Origin of the sequence: Thermoplasma sp., from assembly GCF_023256435.1 — an archaeon.
Classification (GTDB): Archaea; Thermoplasmatota; Thermoplasmata; order Thermoplasmatales; family Thermoplasmataceae; genus Thermoplasma.
Genome location: NZ_JAGDXM010000047.1, coordinates 55,087 through 75,601, shown reverse-complemented (window position 1 = coordinate 75,601; position 20,515 = coordinate 55,087). Strand labels below are relative to the sequence as shown.

The following is a 20,515-nucleotide window of genomic DNA, read 5'->3' as shown; positions in this document are numbered from 1 at the left end:
TCATGATACTCGAATTTAACGGTTTGAAGGTAGAGAAATGCGATGGCGTGTATCCGCCATCGGATGATACATTTCTTCTTATAGAAAACGCCACATGTTCTGGCAGGTCAATAGAGATAGGTTGTGGTACTGGGATAGTATCCATCTATTTTCTCAAAAAGGGCTGCGATATACAGGCCGTGGATATCAACGAACTCGCGGTTGAATGTGCCAGGAAAAATGCCAGAAGGAATGGGTTGAATCTCAATGCATATCGTTCAGATCTGTTTTCAAGCGTGATCGGATATTTCGATACTGTGCTTTTCAATGCTCCGTATCTTCCAGTTGAGGAGGAGGACATCTCATGGAGCGGAGGTGAAGATATGGGTATCGTAAAGAGGTTTCTGACTCAGGCCAGATATCATCTCACAGATAAGGGTCAGATCTACCTTGTTTTAACCGATCTCACGGACAACGATCGCATCTTCAGCGAACATGGCTATGCCTATATGATAGTAAAGGAGATGAAATTTGATTTCGAGTCCATACTGCTCTATAGGCTTACTCCAGTCCGCATCTGATCCATTCTTTTTTTAACTTAGTAGGGGATTAAGGGGGCGAAAGTCCCCTTCCGTGAGGGAGGGGATGGATAGCCCCCTTATATAAACATTTTTATAGTTATCAAAAATTAGATATAACTATGCGGTACAGATTGGACAAAGGATCCCATTCAGTTTACGCTCTTTATTACCACTATGTCCAGGTGGTGAAGTACCGCAGAAAGGTGTTCGACAATGAGGATATTATCAATTTCTTGAAGGAACAAATTCAGGAAATAAGCAAAACATTTGAAGTTGAAATCATAGATATAGGAGCAGATAAGGATCACTTCCACATGCTATTCAAAGCAAAACCAACCTTGAATATACCCAGATACGTGAACGCGATCAAGACCATCACGTCTAGAGAAATACAGAGAAGGTTCCCACAAGTAAAGGGAAAACTGTGGAAAGGACATTTCTGGTCTCCTTCTTATTTCCTAGCAACGAGCGGACAAGTAACACTGGAGGTACTGAAAAAATATGTGGAGAGCCAAGGAGAAGAGTGACAAGATCCAACTATCATTCAAGTATAGGATCTACCCAACGAGAGAGGTAGAGGAAAAACTCCTCAGAGCGATGCAGGTTGAGGCTAAAGCATACAACTCATTATTAGACACAATAAATAAGGCGAGGAAAGAAGGGAAAAAGATAACACCCAAGGACACTCAAAACATGTTGAAAGACTTGAAAATAGAAGGGAAGGAACTAGTTTACTCCAAAGCTCTCCAAATGGTGAACAACCAATTATGGTACAACATCAATGCTCTTCACGAACAGAAGAAGAAAAGGAAGAAAGTTGGGAAACTTAGGTACAAGAAGATCATGAAGGTCATCAACTATAATCAATCCGGTTTCAAGGTAGTTGGGGATAAACTGACCCTCTCAAAGATAGGGGAGATAAAAGTACTCTTCCATAGACCGTTAGAAGGCGAGGTAAAAGGAGTAATAATAAAGAAGAGTTCAACTGGTTGGTATGCGATATTTCAAGCTGAGGTCGAAAAGAAACCTCTTGAGAAAACTGAGAAAGTAGTTGGAATAGACTTAGGAGTGGAGAAACTAGTAACTACCTCCGATGGTGTAGTGATAGAGAACCCTAAGGTTTTTGATAAGGTAGAGAGGAAGACGAAGATTTTGCAACAATCATTATCTAGAAAGAAGAAGGGATCTAGAAACTACGAGAAGGTCAGGGAAAAACTAGCTAAGCTTCACGAACATGTGAAGAACTTGATGAGTGATTATATTCACAAGGTAACTTCGTGGTTCGTAGAACAGTATGATGAGATCTACGTGGAAGACCTTAGCGTGAAGGAAATGGTTGAGGGTAGTGAAAGTAAAACTTTGAGAAAGCATATTCTTCACTCCAACCTTTCTAAGTTCATGAGCTATCTCTCCTACAAGGCTGAAAGAGCTGGTAGGAGGGTAGTGAAAGTAGATCCGAGGAATACTTCTAAGACGTGTGCTAAATGTGGTTATGTGAAGAAGGACTTGACTTTGGCTGACCGTGTTTTTGTATGTCCCAAGTGTGGTTGGACTGTAGACCGTGATTATAATGCTTCTCTGAATATTCTTCGTGCGGGGTCGGGACTGCCCTTAGAGCCTGTGGACAGGAAACCTCTGCTATACATTCCCTTCTCTGAGGGTGTGTATAGTAAGTTTCTTGGAAGAAGCAGGAAATCTTCATCGTGAGGTGGAGATGCCCCACTCTTATGGACGGGGTAGTTCACTAACAGGCATGAACGCATTCATTTCTTTCAGTATAGCGTGCATTTGCTTCCAATTTCAGATGACCATAATTATGTGTCATATTTTTCCAAAGCAACATTATAAAATCATGCCCATGATGATAAACTGATCCGCATAACACGCAGTTCCCCTTTAGAAAAATGTTATTTACCACCCAGATTATATTCATGAGATGTTTAAAATCTCAATAACATCTGTTCCAGCAAGAATAGACGAATCAGATCTTGACAGAAGCATAGCCTATTTTCTATCAGATATAGGCTACATACCAAGGATAAGTCCATCAACGGACATGAACTCAATAAAGAACTCCGTTTACTTCAGGCTCTTCAAGGAGTGTTTCCTCATGCGAAGCGACAGGTACTGGACACCCGAGGAACTCATGGCATATCTAAATACCAGCCGTTCTACACTCTACAGGCACCTCAACAAGCTGAAATATCTTGATATACTTGAAGAAATAAAGGATGGGAAGGTCAAGAAATATAGGCTCAGATCCGGAGATCTGGTGAAGGCCTGGTCATGGGTAGAAATAAACATAAAGATGGCGATAGAGAATTACAGGAACAATGTTGAGCACATAAACAGCCTCATAAGAAACGGGAAGATCTAAAAACAAATACGGCGGTCAGCATAGGTTTTATAACCTATATGCCCGTATGTGAATAATTTTTAACCATGATGGTAATTATGCCACGTGCCTCTTTACAGCGGAGATAAGCTCAATATAGGGAAATTTGTGATTGGCAACGCGATGCCGATTGTTGTGACATCGGTATTCTATGAGGATGTAGACACATTCGTGGATAAGCTTCAGACGAAGATCCTCTCAGACAAGAACCTGTATGAGATACGCTTCGACATGTTCACTGAGAGAGAAATTTCAGATGAAGAGGAGCTGATATCCGCAATGAGGGAAATGGACATAGATTATATCTTCACATATCGCGGAAAGGATGCTTTGAAATATTATGAGACAGCAATAAAGAAGATGGCACCGGCCGTGGATCTTGATATGAGCCTGATCGACAAGCTGGAGCAGAGGTCGCGTGTGACAAAGATAATAGGTTCATATCACACATCAGATGCGGCTGCGATGATGTCTGCTTTGGATAGAATGATGAATTCAGATGTGGATATGGTCAAGGTGGCATGTTCATATTCAGATGATCAGGAGTTTCTAGCCGATCTGAACCGCATCATTGATGTGAGGAGGGATAAGAAGAAACCAATGGCATTCATACCCATGGGAAGGACGTTCTGGCGGGCCATTGCCGGCTATTACGTGTCTGATATAGTGTATGCCATGGGAGACAGGCCCACGGCATACGGGCAGCCAAAGGCGGATTACTATTATGATGCATTCAAGATACTTTTCCAATAGGAAATCGTTATGTGGTAGTGTTTTCAGATAATATTTCTGACGTATTTCGACCGATTTCGTAGCTATATGATAAGTATAAATTAGATTGGTGCTATTCAAGATGTATGGCATATATTCAGATAAAGGAAGATGGAACCCTTCAGGTTCCAGACAGAGTAACGATAGGATATATCGAAGGAGATGGAATTGGACCGGATATATCCAAGACCACAATAAATGTTCTTAACGCTGCTCTTGAGATTGCCTATGGGGGAAAGCGTTCAATTGAGTGGAAGAAGATACTTGCAGGAGACGAGGCCTACGACAAGACAGGTGAAAGGCTTCCGCAATCGTCTCTCGACGACCTCAAGAAATGTGTTGTATCTCTGAAGGGCCCGCTAACAACGCCGATAGGCGAGGGATTCAGGAGCCTAAACGTCACTCTCAGGCAGTATCTGGATCTCTACGCCAATATAAGGCCGGTGAGATACTTCCCGGGCGTTCCATCGCCCGTGGTGCACCCGGAATACATGAACATGGTTGTGTTCAGGGAAAACACTGAGGATCTGTACGCTGGAATAGAATGGAGATACGATTCAGACGGTGCAAAAAAGGTAAGGGAATTTCTGGCATCGACGTTCAACATCAACCTGACTAGCGATACTGGTATAGGTATAAAGCCCATTAGCAAGTTCAAATCAACAAGATTGGTGAGAAAGGCCATACAGTACGCTATCGCGAACAAAAGGAAGAGCGTTACGCTTGTTCATAAAGGAAACATAATGAAGTACACCGAGGGCGCATTCAAGGAGTGGGGCTACGAGGTCGCAAAGACAGAATTCGGCAACTACACGGTTACTGAGGCCGAATATCTGCAGGATCCGGAGAAGTATTCCAACAAGATTGTCATAAAGGATCGTATAACGGATAATATGTTCCAGCAGGTTCTGACAAGGACCCAGGAGTATGACGTCATCGCCACTCCAAACCTGAACGGGGACTATCTGTCGGATGCGCTGGCTGCGCAGGTTGGTGGTATCGGAATAGCGCCGGGTGCAAACATAGGCGATCACTATGCGATATTCGAGGCTGTTCATGGTACTGCGCCGAAGTATGCCGGCATGGACGTGGCAAACCCGACATCGCTCATACTCTCAGGAGAGATGATGCTGCAGCATCTGGGATGGAACGAAGCCGCAAGCATACTGGATGAAGCGATCATGCAGACATACAGGGATCAGAAGCTGACGCAGGACATAGCAAGGCTTCTTAATGTAAAGGCACTCAAATGTTCTGAATTTGGAGAAGAGATAATCAACAGGATGAAAAAGCCATAAAACTAATTCCTGTTGTTATTTTTATTTCTTACCCTGTTTATATCTTCTTTTTCCTCTTCGGTCAGCGTTACCTCTTCCTTTTCCGCGTCGCTTATGTATTCAGGTGGGATCTCCCTCGTTAGATAGATGTCATCGTTGGATCTGTATATGTCATGGCCGTCCTCGATCATGGCCCTGGCATCGATCTTCAGAATGAACGGGTCATCTATGTGGTAGAGCCCGGATACGTAGGATCTCCTGTACGTGCCGGAAAGATGGATCCAACTCTTGTCTGATGGATATATGCCGGCTTCCTTGACCAGGGGGGCTTCGGCAGCTGATGACTGATAATAAAGCGTATCCGGAATATTATCTTCTGGGAGGTCGCTCAGATCGACGGGTATGGTGTGTCCATACACCGCCCTTATGAGTACGCCTGAAACCTGATACCTTCCCTTTGGATCGGTTTCCGCAAGATCGACTATGTGATCGAAGGTTATCCATCGCATGCCCTTGAATTTCCTGAGCACGCTGACTATACTGGATATCCTTGCATAGCCATGGCTGTCCAGCCTTATATGATATCTTTCCGGATCATGCCTAAGTATGGCGGCAAGGGTTCTGCTTACCTCATCCACTTCTCTCTCATTCATCAGTATCTTTCCGGGTTTTCCGCAGACCGGACATTCCTTGCCTCGATACGGGCCGTGGCATATTCTGAGCTCAGGCATATAGACCATTTATGTAATCGCTAACTACCTGATAAACAGATATGTCTGAGAACTTTCCGGATACCGTATCTGTCACATGTATCTCATCGGCATTCTCCAGGATCTTCGACTCGCTGCTGTTGACGAAGAGGCCGTGTATTGCGGATACATATATTCTGGATGCACCCTTCTGCCTTAAGATGGATGATGATTTGGCGATCGTTCCACCTGTTGATATTATATCGTCCAGGATCAGAATCTTCTTTCCCCTAATATCTATGTCAGGAGCCTTCATCTCAACAGTCCTGTCATCTATTCTTTTCTTCTCGATATAGAAATACTTCTTTCCAAGGGATTCAGCGACATGCTTCACCCTCTCCAGACCGCCGTCGTCTGGTGAGACTATATAATCTATATCAACGTTCCTGTAAAAATCTATGATGGATCTATCCGCGTGCAGATTGGTAAATTTCACCTTGGAATAACCCAGAGTCTGCTCGTCATGTATATCAACTGTGGCTATGCTTCTGCTGTACATGGCAAATATCTCCGTGAGTATTTGGGATGATATTGGCTCCCCACGCCGGTATCTCTGGTGCTGTCTGGCATATCCGTAATAAGGCGCTATTATGTTCACGCTCTTGACCGCGTAATCTCTCACCGCAGACAGGGTCAGGATCATCTCCATGATCTCCCCATCCGTATGTGTGTTGCCTATGATGAAGACATCCTCCCCGCTCATATCGGTATCATAGCGCAGGTACAGTTCTCCGTCCGGAAACCGCCTCTCATCAGGCGTGACAAGTTCGCTGTGAAGCTGATCTGCAACTTTTTCTGCAAGACCCGCAGATGATCGTAGGCCGATTATTTTCATAACGCACAGGTATGTCTATTCCTATTAAAAATTTGAGGGCACTCAAAACACTTCAACATTCAATGCGGCGCAAGCGCTTCTAATGCAATCTTCAGTGTATCGTAATCCATGGATCACGCAGGCAATGCGGGTTAAATATGGGGCTGTTCTGAGGAAGATAAAAATAGATCCAAGCCTTCATTTCATCGATACAGATGCCAATAATCAGAAACTCTGTCGGATCCGTGTTATACGTTTATTTCAACAGGCCAGATAGAAAGAATGCCATAGACCTGGAGACGGTCTCTGATCTTGAAAAGGCCCTGGATGACTCCGCCTCAGACGATAGCATTCGAGCTGTTGTGATATCCGGCGAGGGAAAGGATTTCTCTGCGGGTGCCGATATAAATATGCTTGCCTCTTTTGACAGCGCGTCGGCCTATGAATTCAGAATGGCCATGAACAGAGTCTCAAGAAAGATCCGTGATCTTCCGAAGCCAGTAATAGCCATACTGAAGGGTTATTCGCTGGGAGGTGGGCTAGAAATAGCCGAATCGGCTGACATAAGAATTGCTCTGAAGGACGCAGTCATAGGGCAGCCAGAGATATCCATAGGAATAAATGCCGGTGCAGGCGGAAACGTTATCCTGCCCAGGATAGTGGGTGCTGGCAGAGCGATGTACATGGCCATGACCGGCAGGAAGATGAGCGCAATGGAGGCCAAGGCTATGGGCCTTGTAGATGAAGTTGTGGAGGATGAGAATCAGGCCAGATCGATAGTGGAGGATATAGCCGGGAAGCCGCAGATCACCCTTCAGTATATAAAGAGGCTTGTCAATGCCTCACTGGATCTTCCGATTGATCGTGCCATGGAGGAAGAGGCGTTATATTTCTCACTGTTATTTACGAAGAAAGAAATAACGGATCTTCTGTCAAGATGGAGGAAGAGATGATGATCCTTGGCGTTGATGGTGGTTCAACGAAGACGCTTGCGATTGTTTTTGATGAGAGAAGCGAGTCGATAGCCGGTGTGGGGATATCAGGGCCTTCCAACTTCACGAATGCCCCGAGGGAAACCGCAACTGCAAATATATCAGATGCGGTTAAGAAAGCATGCTCCGAAGCCGGTGTGGACATGAGGAGCATCGATACGAAGGTCTTCGGCCTGGCAGGTATTGGTGACAGCAAAGAAGCCACTGAACTCGGTAAGGATATCGTAAGATCCATCGTCGGAAAGGCTGATGTAGTATCGGATGGCCTAGGAGCCTATAAATTCGCCAATCTGAATGAAGACGGCGTTGTATTTGCACCCGGAACAGGCAGCGTCGGATTTCTTAAGAAGGGAAGCGAACCAAAGCGCTTCGGCGGATGGGGATGGGTAATAGGCGATGAGGGATCTGCAAGCTGGATGGCCAAGCAAGCGATACTGCTTGCCGAACGCGAATATGATGGGATATCCGAAACTGGATTCAGGGACATGGTGATGAACTACTTCGGCATGGACCTCTATGAGGTTGTGTATGCAATCTCCAAGGAAAGGATAGCTAAACGCGTTGTTGCAGCACTGGCACCGCGCATATCTGCCATGGCCAGATCCGGGAATAAATACGCCATTTCCATATTTGAGGAGAGCTCCTCCTATATCTCTGAGGTGATGAACTCCAAATCAAAGGTGCTTGGCAGTTCAGGCAGATACTCAGTTCTGGGTGGGACGATGCTGGCAGGAGACTTTTATCAGCATATGATCAGATCTAAGACTTCCGTGCCAGTGAACATTTACTATGGATATCAGGTGGCCATAGGCGATGTGCTGATAGGACTGGAGAAGAAGGGTGAGATTGATCTTTCAATCAGGGATAAGATCATGCGGCAGTTAAACGCCAGCCTCAAAAATAAACCTGAGGATATAAAAGAATTCCTGTTCATGGAAAATGTGCCTGAATCTTAGGATAGCCTCCTCTTCTCCATCTCGAACTCCCTCATAAGATCCTCAGGTATTCCACCTATGTGACTGAAATATTCATCGATGTTTTTCATCTCCTCTCTCCATCCCTCTCTGTCTATCCTGAACAGTTCCTCGAGATCATGCGTTGAGAGGTTAAGCCCCTCCAGATTGATCTTCTCAGGTATGTATCCTATGGGCGTCTCAACGGCATTATCGTTGTGATCCAGACGGTATATGATCCACTCTATGACCCTGAAATTCTCAGAGAAACCTGGCCATATGAAGGAACCATCAGCCCTTCTCCTGAACCAGTTGACGTAGAATATTTTGGGTTTGTACCTAAGCTTCTGCCCCATCTCTATCCAGTGCTTAAAGTAATCCGCTATGTTGTATCCGCAGAAAGGTCTCATGGCCATGGGATCTCTCCTTAGCTCGCCGATCTTACCCTCGGATGCAGCGGTTTTCTCCACACCCATTGTGGCGCCCATAAACACGCCGTGATTCCAGTTGAACGCCTCATACACTAGTGGGATAAGGGACGCACGTCTTCCACCGAACAGTATGGCAGAAACTGGAACGCCATCCGGATCGTTTATCCTTTCTGATAGGAATGGATAATTTGCCAGAGGTGAGGTGAATCTGGAGTTTGGATGCGCTATTGGTTCTCCATTGGGTTTTCTGAGGATGCCTTTCCAGTCGTACAATTCGTCATCGACAGGATCAAGCCCTTCCCACCACGGTTCGCCGGTCTTCGTCAGGCCTGTGTTTGTGAATATGGTGTTCTTAGTCAGCGTCAGCATTGCATTCCTGTTTGTCCTGTGGTTAGTACCAGGTACAACTGCAAAGAATCCGTTCTCAGGATTGGTCGCATGCAGTTTGCCATCCTCTATCTTCAACCAGGATATATCATCGCTGAGGAGCCTTGTCTTCCAGCCAGCCTCTGCATAATGCTTTGGCGGATTGATCATGGAAAGGTTTGTCTTTCCACTTGCACTGGGAAATGCCCCGGTGATATAGATCCTTCTGCCCTTCGGATCCTCCACCTCAAGCAACAGCATGTGCTCTGCCAGCCAACCTTCAGATCTGGCCTTCACTGAGGCTATCCTTAGTGCATGGCATTTTTTGCTTAGCAGCGCATTTCCGCCATAGTTTGTGTTGACACTGAGTATATCAGCATCAACACCTTCAGGCTTGTCCCAGGGAAGATGTATTATGTACTTATTGTTCGGATCGAGGGTTCCGGTTGCATGCACTCCTTTTACAAATCGATCAGGGATTCTCTGCATGATCTGCTTCCCCATCCTGGTTATGTAGTGCAGATTGAGGACGACATATTTGCTGTCCGTGATCTCTATGCCATAGTCTGTGAACCTTGAATCTAGTGGGCCAAGTGCATATGGTATTACGTACATCGTCTTTCCGCGATAGGCATTCCTGAAAAACCTGTTCCACACATCGCCTACCTGTTCCAGCGACATATAATTGTTGAGATTTCCAACCATCTTTCTGTCCAGAGCGGCAATGAAGGTACGTTCCTCGCTTCTGGCTACATCTGTCCTATCACTTCTGTAAATGAATGAATTGGGATAGTGATCCTTGTTTAGCTCTATGAATTCTCCAGATCTAACCATTTCATCCGCTATCTGGGCGAATTCTTCTCTTGACCCATCACAGACCACAACATTCTCAGGATCCGTGAACTTTTTGATAGATTCTATCCATCTCAATGCATTTTTGTTGAGTCCTGTTTCGTTCAGCGAGAGCATAATGATTCTACGAAAAAATGGTATATATAAATATCTGAGACGGTATTTATAGCGTGTATGTAAAGCAATCCCAGATTTTTCTATGTGGGCCACAGATTTATTGCATGATCCGCTTAAATTATTAAATATAAATAATCAAAATATATGAATATAAAAACCTATAATTTAAAGAAACAAACGCAAATTTTATATGAAGTTCATTATGCAGGTGAAAGTTCAAATTCTATGCGTTTGTTTTTTCTCCCCTTATTCTCTATCTTTCTCAGTATTATGCGACCAACCTCCTTTGTATTTGCAACATGCGTTCCGCCGTCTGATTGTTCGTCAAGGCCTTCAATGACTATTATCCTCACAACTGGCAATGATTCTATCAGTTTTCTTCCAGGCTCTGTTCTTGCCAGATTTGGCCTTTTCAACGCTTCCTCCCTGCTTATGTTCTCCGCGTAGACACGATGGCCTTCGGCTATGAACTCATTGGCCTCTTCTATGATCTGATCGACGAATTCCTTGGTGAAGTTCTCTATGTTCATATCTATTCGTGATCTGTCTTCATATATCTGGCCACCTGTGAGCAGGGCTTCGGAGTTGTGCTTTGCAGAAACTATGCCATCCAGTATGTGTATGGCCGTATGGTATCTCATATGCGCATATCTTCTCTGCCAGTCTATGACACCATGTATACTATCGCCGGGTTGCAATCCATCAGCGTTTTCCAGAATATGGACCACATCATCTCCCTGCTTCTGCACATCTATCACTCTGTATCTCGCATCTCCCTTTAGAATTACGCCAACGTCATTGGGCTGACCCCCTCCTGTTGGATAGAATGCTGTGCGGTTCAAAATCAGCCTGTTAGAATCCACAGAAACTATTTCTGCATCGAATTCCTTCAGGTACATGTTGTCATAATATATCTTTTCGGTCACGGTAGAGAGTATGCCTTCATACTTTAAACAGTTTAGTGTATTACGATAAACAGATCTGTGTAGCAAAATTTAAATATAATAAAAAAATGCCTATCCATGGCAAATCTGATAAGAAAGGAAGACAGGGAATACCTAAAGGGAGAGTTTGACAAGTATCTGAAAAATGATGTTGATCTTGTGGTTTTCACTTCAAATGATGAGAACTGCAGATATTGCAAGGAGACCGTCCAGCTCGCCACTGAAGTTTCTGAGATCAACCCAAAGATTCACCTGAAGGTTTACAACTTCGATGAAGATAAGGAAATGGTGAAAAAATACGGTGTGGAGAAGTATCCAGCCACTATAGTTTCCAAGGCTGGTGTTGAGGACGGAAGAATAGTGTATTATGGTCTCCCGTCTGGCTATGAATTTGGCTCGCTCATAGAGGATCTGAAGAACGTATCCATAGGAGAGGCAGATGTCTCATCCAAGGCAGCAGAGCTCATATCAAAGATAGACAAACCCATAACGATAAAGGTATACGTTACGCCTACATGTCCGTATTGCCCAAGGGCAGTTGGAACGGCGCATAAATTCGCGCTTCTGAATCCGAACATAAAGGGCGAAATGATCGAGGCCCTTGAATTCGAGAATGAAGCTGAGGAGGTTGGGGTTTCAAGCGTTCCTCACATAGTTATAAACAATGATGTCACCTTCATTGGAGCTTATCCAGACGACCAGTTCGCCGAATACGTCATGGAAGCCTACGATCATCAGTAAATTAAATATTTACTATTTTTTGTAATATTTTATCTTGGTTCTTCATTCTATCATATAAATATTTCTCAGAAATTCCGCATTTTCTTTGTGTTGAATTTATAGCTGCTTATTTTATCACAGATACAATAATGTATTTTTAACGCATATATTTCATTGAGCAAAAAGTTAAATAATCTATTTTTGATTATACACTATGGACAGTAGTAATGATGGTAACAATAACAAGGGTACTAGCTATCAGCCCCCTTCAGGCGGTGGTTATAGGCCACCTTCAGCTGGTAAGAAGAACCGAAAGCTTGTGTGGGCTGTGGTTGCTGTCGTTATAATAGTTGTAGTCGCAACAGTAAGTGTTGAGGCATATTATTCGAACAAGGCCGCACACACAATAACTATATGGAGCTCTCAGAGCGCCGGTGGAGAAACGCAGGTCTTCGATCAAGCGGTTAAGGCATTCGAGGCAAAATATCCAAATATAACGCTATCAATTGATACTGCTGTGAATGTTGGGTCAGCCTCCACGTATCTGACAGCCGCCCATGCTGGCAAAGCGCCAAATGTATATAGAGATACAAGCGACGATGCAGCTGTTCTATGGGCTTCTGGATCGCTCATCAACATGAGTGATGAATTCAACAGTTCATATTTTGCTCAATTTGAGCCAGCCGCTCTCAATGACTGGACATATCACGGGAGCATATATGGAATACCCATAAACATAAATGGAAATGCACTGTACTACAACAAAATGTACATCAAGACGCCTCCAAAAACAATCTACCAGCTAATCCAGGAAGCAAAGAATGTGACTGGAAAGACGATTCAAAATGGTAAACACGTATATGGATTCCCATACGGGCTTGGGCTCTGGTATGGATATAACGCCGCGGCCTGGTTCCCTGCATTCAACGCGACAATATTTAATGCCTCTATGTATCCGCAGCTTAACTCGGTAAATTCCACAAAGACAATAGGCTTCCTTTACAACCTTACATATGTATATAAGGTTAGCCCCACCGGTCTCAGCACGCCGAATGATGTAATATCGATGTTTGAGGATAATGAGTCCGCATTCATAGAGGAAGGTCCTTGGATGCAGGCCACATTCGAAAGCTATCTTGGTAACAATCTCGGTGTGGCACCATTGCCTTACAACAATGTGACGGACAGCTGGGTTGAGCCTATCTGGGGTTCAGTAGGATATGTTGTATCCAACAGCAAAGCCAGTGGAGCAAATCCGACACAGATATGGGCATCAATACAGTTTGTTAAGATGATGACGAACATAACAAACCAGGAACTGTTGTTCAAAGAAGCAGGCGATTTCCCATCTGCAATAGCAGCCAATAGCTGGGCAGTTGCTCATAACTCCACAGATCCGTTCGCAAAGTACTGGTTTGAACAGGAAGAACATACGCAGATCCAGCCTAATTATCTCGCTTTCAATGCATACTGGACTCCATTCAATACGCAGATGTATGCACTGTATGTCGGCGGCCATGGTAACATAACACAAGCTGCAAATGCGCTGGAGCAACAGATAATCTCGACGATGAAGTCTGCAGGATATCCACCATTCATTTCGGCAACGACCATCTCTTTACTGCAGACATCATCCGTCAGTGAAAACATATTTTTCTTCGCAGAGAGCTATGGTAATGTGATAAGATTATAAATAAAATAAGGCTATAGAAATGAAGAGCATGAAAACATTGAATTTTTCAAATTTTTTCAATAAATCCTATGACTGGAAAAGTATAATATACGTGATACCAGTAATAGCCGTTCTTGTCTTTCTGGATTTTTATCCTATAGGCGTTGGCGTCTATTTTTCATTCACAAATCTCAACGTGATACATTTCTATAACTATAGTTTTATAGGATTTGCAAATTATATTGCAATACTTACATCAAGCGCCTTTCCTCAGATAATACTGCATACAATTATCTGGAGCGTTGGAAGTACCGTGCTGATGGTACCTATGGGATTCGCGCTTGCACTGATCATAAATCAGAAAGGCCTGATAGGCAAGCGATTTTATAGAACTTTGATACTCTTTCCATGGGCGTATCCAGCATTCATAACATTGCTGATATGGAAGAACATGCTCAGCTATCATTTCGGGATAATAAACGAAGTTCTTAATGCCTTGGGATTCAAGGGGCTTTTCTGGCTTGGAAGTCCATCTCTAGCCATGCTCTCTTTGATCCTTGTTAATCTATGGTTATCATTTCCGTATTATACCTACGTATTTACGGCCTCCATACAGAGCATACCATCTGAATTATACGATGCAGCGGAGATGGATGGATACGGTACCCTGCGAACTCTGAGAAGAATAACGCTACCGATGCTCAGCAGACAGTTTGCCTTCATAACAATATTTGGTTTCATATTCACATGGAATAATTTCTATCCAGTTTTTCTACTGACAGGTGGAGGGCCTCTTATATCGACCCAGATACTGATAACCTATTCATATTATGAAGCATTCACATACCTTGCCTATGGTGTTGGAATAGCTTATGCAATAATATCAATATTGATACTGCTGGTGCTTGTAGTTCTTGCTAACAAATATACCAAGATGATGCAGGTTCTATATTAGGTGATCTGATGGAAGAGTCAAACGAAAATAAGGAAATAAGGCGTCCAAGATATGCAGAGGCTTATTATAAGAAAAATACGTATTATAAACGCATATCCATAATCAAGAAGATACTTTCTCACATAATACTGATAATAGTGGGAGTATATTCTATTTTCCCAATCTATTACGTAATACTTACATCGTTAAGTTCGGTGAACAGTATCGCCGAGACCAGCTTATCTGATCTCCTCCCAAAGTTCTTCTCACTTTCAAACTATTATCTGATATTATTCAAATATCCCTTTTTAACGTGGCTTGGAAACACGCTAATATTCTGCACGGCATCTACAGCCATAGGGATAGCGTTCGCCATCATAGCTGGGATAGGTATGTCTAGATTCAATATACCTGGAAAAAAGGCAATACTGTATATGATGCTGATACTCACTATGTTTCCTTTTGTTGTTATGGTTATTCCACTCTACTTTATGTTCGCAACGTTACATCTTGTCGATACCTATCAGGGCCTGATCTTGGCATATACGGGTGGTGCGCTCGTTTATTCATCATGGCTCATAATGAACTACGTCAACTCACTTCCTAGGGATTATGAGGAAGCTGCACAATTGGATGGTCTGACTCAGTCTCAAGCTTTGTTCAGGATCCTTGTTCCGATGTCAAGGCCAGTGATAATATTTGCAACGCTTGTTGCATTTATGGGCCCATATACCGATTATGCCCTTGCAGGTCAATTCATCACAACTCCAAGCATGTACACCCTAGCTATAGGTCTCTATTACACATCGACAGGCACTGTGGTGATGAATTACAATGTCTATGCTGCATTCTCCGTATTGATGGGCTTACCATTGTTCATACTGTTCTTCGTGTTTCAAAAGTATCTGGTGACAGGATTTAGCCTTGCTACGTATAAATAATCGCATATGGAATAAAAGCTGAAAATATTTAGATATTTTTCAATAGAATATTTTTATTCTTTTGTTATAGGCATATAGTAAAAAATATTTATAGAGAGAAGAGTTTATTATACCATGCAAAGTAGTAATAATATCATAATAGTTCTATCATTGACCGTACTTTTTCTGATGTCGGTAATTTCAATTCCCATATCTGCGGCTTCACCCATGGCGAATAGCGCAATTCATGTAAATGAGGGAAACATAACTTTCACTGGAAATACTCAGGCAGACTTTGCAGGGCATATTGTGTATAGAAATTACATGGCGTCTCCTTGGGGAAAAAATAATAATATCTCCTCGTTTTACGTTTCTTTCAATGCAACATATCTATTCTTAGGCGTTAGCGAAAACATAAGTGATAACGCACTTTATATCTTCATGAGCAATAACACTGGATCTGATTATGGTACCTATGAAATATCGAATCTAAATGTCTGGGCCAGAGATATAAAATTCACTGAACCTCTAAATTATTTTTCCAGCGTTTGGTTTGGTGGTGAAAATACGGGAATAACAGGCTACGGTACATTCTTGATCAACACCTCAATAACTAGTAATACGCCAAACGCTAGGATGATACCGAGTATATTTAAATTTGATTCATCTACCAATAGTACTGAAATAGCCATTCCATGGACTTCAATGTTTCCAAGCGGATATTCTGGTACGCTAGTTATGAATCTTTCCCTCTTCGTCGTTGGAGGAAGCGGTTCATGGGTCGGAACAGGCATACCGTATTATCAGGAGGGATCGTACAACGACGGCACCTACCAGAGTTTATTTACGGTCAATAATACGCTTGCTCTGAACTTTGGATATGTCAATATACCGTCTTCAAGACCAAAGCCTATAAATCTGGCCATAATTTATAACGATCATCAGCCACTTTACAAAATTGTAGGATCCAACAATTACATACTCCCGTGGACAGAAGCCCATGCAACCGCCGAATACATAGAGCAGGCGCTTATAGCACATATGTTTCCGCAGATAAATGTGACATACGAAATGTCTGGATCTCTCCTCTACCAGCTTGTTAATATATCTACGGATCCATACTACAACAATACATTCATTCGATATGCCTTCATACCATACAGCACACTTAATACAACGGAGAATCAAAGTCTACTTGCGAATATAACCGCGGATTACTTCAGTATACCGGAATATGTATTTGAATTGAATGAACCAGCATCCAATGAATACAGAAATTTACATGACATATGGATGTCTGGAGGAAAGTTGAGTTCGTCTCAATTTGAAGATCTGAAAGTTCTGTGGTTCCTCTATGACATCAGTACGCCTCTTATTGAGGGGCAGCTTGGATCCAACTGGATAAACAGTACCATATGGGCTATGCATAATCAGACTTCTTTCAACCAGAGGGATCTTTTAGAAATACTGCACTATTCAAAATGGCTCACAGGTCAGGTCATACCTGCATTCAGAAATGACATGCAGGGAAATCAGAATGGAAGCAATAATGTTGAGCTGTTTACAAGTCCGTTTTATCATCCGTTAACTCCTCTACTGCTGGCAAACAATATATCAGGTCCAGATGGTTCTATCCAGAAGGCATCATACTACAGCGATGTTCTGGCTCAGATGAACATAAGCCGTGGTCAGTTTCATTCTCTCTTTGGTCAGTGGCCTTCCGGTATGTACGCGCCAGAGTTCACGGTATCGTATCGTATGATGCAGGCAATAAATGAGTCTGGCGCAATATGGAGCAATACAGCGGAAGCCACTCTAATGGCCTCTGGAATTGATGCCTCTGGTTATGACTTTGGAAACGGTGGAAACGTTTCCCAGATGTTAAACCTGTATACACCATACGTGGCTATTGGCCCAGACAACACCTCTGTCTATATGTTCTTCAGGGACGGGTACATATCAAATAACTGGGCCTTCAACTATGGAAATCTTCCAACATGGGTTGCAGTTGATAACATAATAAATTATCTGAAGGGCGTATACAGCGCGATACCGGCGCAAGATCATGCCAGAACGCTGGTAACGATAGGTATAGACGGAGAAAACTGGATGTTTATGTCGCCGTTCGCCGAGGATGGCGTACCATTCTTGGAGGATCTTTACAAGGCACTGGAGCAGAACTCTAGTTATATTCATACGGTGACTCCAGATCAGTTCATTCAGCAGGCCAGATCTGATGGATTATCATTCCCAGTTCTAACACATATAGCAACCGCAGGCTGGAACAGCGGAAACGGTAAGGCTGCGCCGTATCAGAACAACATATATTTAACTCAGTGGTCTGGAGACTCTGTACAGGACTTTTACTGGGAGGCTCTGAATTCAGTCAGGAATAAGGTGGTAGAATACCAAAAATCCCATAACCTCACGCAAATAGATAACTATTCTGGGTTTGAGAGTAATTTGACAGCCAGAGGCCCTGAAGGAAACCTTACGAGGGCCTGGAATGCTATATATGCTGCAGAAGGCAGTGACTGGTTCTTCCAGATGGCTCCGTGGACAATAAGTAGCTCCAATACGCTGCCATTTGATTACATATTCAAGGGCGATCTGATATATGCACTAAGGGAAATCGGATCGCGTGTACCGAATTATCTGACGCTTGGCTACAGCAAACCTCTGATTCCATATTCGCTTGGGAATTACACTCAACAGCATACCCCATCTTTAAATGGATATGAAGGTGAAACCATAAGCACACCATATGGAATTGCGTCATCTCCAGTGATAGGAGATCAGTGGAATGACAGTATCAGGTATGTAAATTCAAATTCCACCTATGGATCCATTTCTCAGGTGGACATAGAATACAATTCAACCACAATATTCGTTCAGATATACGTCAACGGAGATGCCTGGATATACGGTATTGAACCACTTGATGAGATTGGGGTGTACATGTCCCTTCCAGATCCATCGATGGGAAACAATATTAGCAACGATGTACAAAGCGCATCATTCTATACCGTTGGAGGCTTGCAGAAACTTGATTTCGCTGCCACATATGCTGCAGTCATAAACACATCATCATTTAACGATGGTGCAGGATACTACAATGCATATACCTCTACAAGTCTCGATCATTGGTCATCATATCCACGCAGTGGGAGCATGGTGGCATTTGCGCGTTCGGTAATACAGTTCGCTATACCCATGTCATTTCCAGGGTACGTTCCTGGAAATTCTTTCGAAATGGGCGTCTTTGCGCACAACGGACTATCACAGAAAAATTACTTCATGTCTCCACTTTTCATTCATATACCAATTTCCATCGCATCCTATGTGCTGATATCTTCAATACACAACACCGTCCTTCCTGTCGGCGATGGGAATTACACATATCCGGATCAGCCTACGCAGATCCCGCCAGGATCTTTAGATCTTGAATACATTAACGTATCCGAGAATCAGTTTGACGTCCAGTGGGCATTTAAATATGCACAGCTCTGGAACATATGGAATGGGCCGCTTGGGTTTTCGAACCAGATAATTAACATATTCATATCAAACGGAAGCAGAAATGGACGTACTTACCTTGGAAACGGCCCGAATGCAGACTCAACTGTCCCATGGCAGACCCTGATATACATATCTGGATGGGCAACCTACATTCAGACGTTGTCTGGGACAACATCATCTGGAATAATCGTGACTTCTAACATGAGTCACGGGGATATATATGTCACAATACCAATAGGAGATATAGGGCGTGACCTTATGTCTTACAGGTACATAATAGTGGCCGGATCATATGACGGTTATGGTTTGGATGGATGGAGGATCGTAGATCAGTCAAATACCACCAACGGCGGCTGGCAGGGAGGCGGAGGAGATCCACCGTGGAGTTCAAATATATACACATACATCGCCCCTGCGACTGTGCATGAAGGTAAATTGACCCAACAAGAGGCCTTGGCAAACTTTTCAATAAACCATCCTGCACAGCTGATGCCGATAGAGCTCCCAGGAATAAATGAAACTGTAAGATCGTCTCTTGAAAAGATAAACAGCACGGTATACGATTTTCCTACGGTTGTAAGATCAGGGAATGCGTATTATATGTACTTCATATCGAATAGAAGCGGCATCAACATGGTTTATGCTTCTTCAACACACAACTTTATATCATGGAGCACCCCTGTTCGAATTCCAGGTACAGCCTGGGCAAGCGACTTAAGCGTCTCCGCATCTAACGGGCTGGTTTATCTGGCATATGTGAAGAATTCAAGTATCATCCTTGATGAAGGTTGGGCAACATTCTTCTGGACGATAGGCGCATTTCATTCAAACGCTGTGCATATAAGTTTGTATTCCACCAATCATGGGCTATTTTTGCTCGAAACCTTCAGGAGTGGCGATCGGTACACATACTCTCTGATCCACATTGTGAACGGAAACATCGTGAAAGAACGTCATTTTGATTTTGCCGGGCAATCATATGGTTCCATATCTGGATTCTGGAATAAGCTCGCCATTTCATACTATGATCATAATGATGGGAACTATACTATCCACCTTATTCTATTTGCAGAAAATCTCAATAGCATTTCTTCCTATACATACAATACCGGCGCAACGCTTAAGGGGATCGTATCAATTGCAATAGCTCGTGGAAATATAATCTATCTATCCTACGTCTCTTTCGAAAGAGGCATCTATACGCTTGAGATCTCTACGTTTCTTCTGAATCTGAACCTGATACCGATTTCAACATTCAATATTACGTCCTCCACATTTGATATATCAAACCCTTCCATTACGATGGGATGGATGGGAAACATCATTCTAGCTTGGCATCAGATTTATGAACTGAATAACACTGTTTTCGCCCTCCGACTTTTTCCTATTATACCAGTATTCCTGGAGATGCAGTTTCCATTTTCCAGTCATGTCTTAGAGTTTTCAGCGTTAGAAATGCCCATTTACGCTTTCTTTAAAATAAATTATTCAAATTTATTTATATTAAAAAATCAGTATTTTATATATAG

17 protein-coding genes are annotated in these 20,515 nt (G+C 43.1%); 13 read left to right on the top strand and 4 right to left on the bottom strand.

The features are described from left to right. The first annotated feature begins 2 nt into the window (after positions 1–2). From Q0C15_RS06445 to icd, 6 genes are all read left to right on the top strand, one after another. Entirely contained in the window at positions 3–560 is a 558-nt protein-coding gene (locus Q0C15_RS06445) for a HemK2/MTQ2 family protein methyltransferase (RefSeq protein WP_297217486.1), read from the top strand. Positions 561–679: 119 nt separating this feature from the next. Further along, on the top strand, positions 680–1,087 hold the full coding sequence (tnpA, locus tag Q0C15_RS06440; protein ID WP_297217484.1) for an IS200/IS605 family transposase: 408 nt from the start codon (positions 680–682) through the stop codon (positions 1,085–1,087). Further along, positions 1,062–2,267: a transposase gene (locus Q0C15_RS06435; protein WP_297217482.1), complete on the top strand. Its 1,206-nt coding sequence runs from the start codon at positions 1,062–1,064 to the stop codon at positions 2,265–2,267. The genes tnpA and Q0C15_RS06435 overlap by 26 nt, the downstream gene beginning before the upstream one ends. 229 nt (positions 2,268–2,496) lie before the next feature. After that, entirely contained in the window at positions 2,497–2,937 is a 441-nt protein-coding gene (locus Q0C15_RS06430) for a helix-turn-helix domain-containing protein (protein ID WP_110640134.1), read from the top strand. 84 nt (positions 2,938–3,021) lie between these two features. After that, the gene (locus tag Q0C15_RS06425) at positions 3,022–3,708 is read left to right on the top strand and encodes a type I 3-dehydroquinate dehydratase (RefSeq protein ID WP_297217478.1); all 687 of its coding nucleotides are present in this window, start codon (positions 3,022–3,024) and stop codon (positions 3,706–3,708) included. Positions 3,709–3,812: 104 nt separating this feature from the next. Beyond that, positions 3,813–5,024 carry an isocitrate dehydrogenase (NADP(+)) gene (icd, locus tag Q0C15_RS06420; RefSeq protein ID WP_297217476.1) on the top strand — a complete coding sequence of 404 codons (1,212 nt, stop codon included), beginning with the start codon at positions 3,813–3,815 and terminating at the stop codon, positions 5,022–5,024. A gap of 2 nt (positions 5,025–5,026) precedes the next feature. Here icd and Q0C15_RS06415 read toward each other — a convergent pair whose 3' ends face one another. Next, on the bottom strand, positions 5,027–5,734 hold the full coding sequence (locus Q0C15_RS06415; RefSeq protein WP_297217474.1) for an RNA 2'-phosphotransferase: 708 nt from the start codon (positions 5,732–5,734) through the stop codon (positions 5,027–5,029). After that, entirely contained in the window at positions 5,727–6,587 is an 861-nt protein-coding gene (locus Q0C15_RS06410; RefSeq protein WP_297217472.1) for a ribose-phosphate diphosphokinase, read from the bottom strand. The genes Q0C15_RS06415 and Q0C15_RS06410 overlap by 8 nt, the downstream gene beginning before the upstream one ends. 194 nt (positions 6,588–6,781) lie before the next feature. Here Q0C15_RS06410 and Q0C15_RS06405 point away from each other — a divergent pair, with 194 nt between their 5' ends. Together Q0C15_RS06405 and Q0C15_RS06400 are read left to right on the top strand one after the other, a co-directional pair. Next, positions 6,782–7,519, top strand: coding sequence for an enoyl-CoA hydratase/isomerase family protein (locus Q0C15_RS06405; RefSeq protein ID WP_297217470.1), 738 nt, complete (start codon positions 6,782–6,784; stop codon positions 7,517–7,519). Then, entirely contained in the window at positions 7,504–8,514 is a 1,011-nt protein-coding gene (locus tag Q0C15_RS06400; protein WP_297217468.1) for an N-acetylglucosamine kinase, read from the top strand. Before Q0C15_RS06405 ends, Q0C15_RS06400 begins: the two co-directional genes overlap by 16 nt. On the opposite strand, the gene Q0C15_RS06395 is transcribed toward Q0C15_RS06400, so the two are convergent. Next, positions 8,511–10,277 carry a phosphoenolpyruvate carboxykinase (GTP) gene (locus Q0C15_RS06395; RefSeq protein ID WP_297217466.1) on the bottom strand — a complete coding sequence of 589 codons (1,767 nt, stop codon included), beginning with the start codon at positions 10,275–10,277 and terminating at the stop codon, positions 8,511–8,513. The genes Q0C15_RS06400 and Q0C15_RS06395 overlap by 4 nt on opposite strands. Positions 10,278–10,477: 200 nt before the next feature. Beyond that, on the bottom strand, positions 10,478–11,203 hold the full coding sequence (gene alaXM, locus Q0C15_RS06390) for an alanyl-tRNA editing protein AlaXM (RefSeq protein WP_297217464.1): 726 nt from the start codon (positions 11,201–11,203) through the stop codon (positions 10,478–10,480). Positions 11,204–11,299: 96 nt separating this feature from the next. Between alaXM and Q0C15_RS06385 the strand changes: the two genes are divergently transcribed. From Q0C15_RS06385 to Q0C15_RS06365, 5 genes are all read left to right on the top strand, one after another. After that, positions 11,300–11,962: a thioredoxin family protein gene (locus tag Q0C15_RS06385; protein ID WP_110640142.1), complete on the top strand. Its 663-nt coding sequence runs from the start codon at positions 11,300–11,302 to the stop codon at positions 11,960–11,962. A gap of 193 nt (positions 11,963–12,155) precedes the next feature. Further along, positions 12,156–13,634, top strand: coding sequence for a hypothetical protein (locus Q0C15_RS06380; protein ID WP_297217462.1), 1,479 nt, complete (start codon positions 12,156–12,158; stop codon positions 13,632–13,634). A gap of 19 nt (positions 13,635–13,653) precedes the next feature. Then, positions 13,654–14,568, top strand: coding sequence for a carbohydrate ABC transporter permease (locus Q0C15_RS06375; RefSeq protein WP_297217460.1), 915 nt, complete (start codon positions 13,654–13,656; stop codon positions 14,566–14,568). 8 nt (positions 14,569–14,576) lie between these two features. Further along, a complete protein-coding gene (locus Q0C15_RS06370; protein WP_297217458.1) occupies positions 14,577–15,488 on the top strand; it encodes a sugar ABC transporter permease in 912 nt (303 codons plus the stop codon). A gap of 114 nt (positions 15,489–15,602) precedes the next feature. Continuing rightward, positions 15,603–20,515: glucodextranase DOMON-like domain-containing protein (locus Q0C15_RS06365; RefSeq protein WP_297217456.1), on the top strand; the 4,913-nt coding region annotated here is incomplete at its 3' end.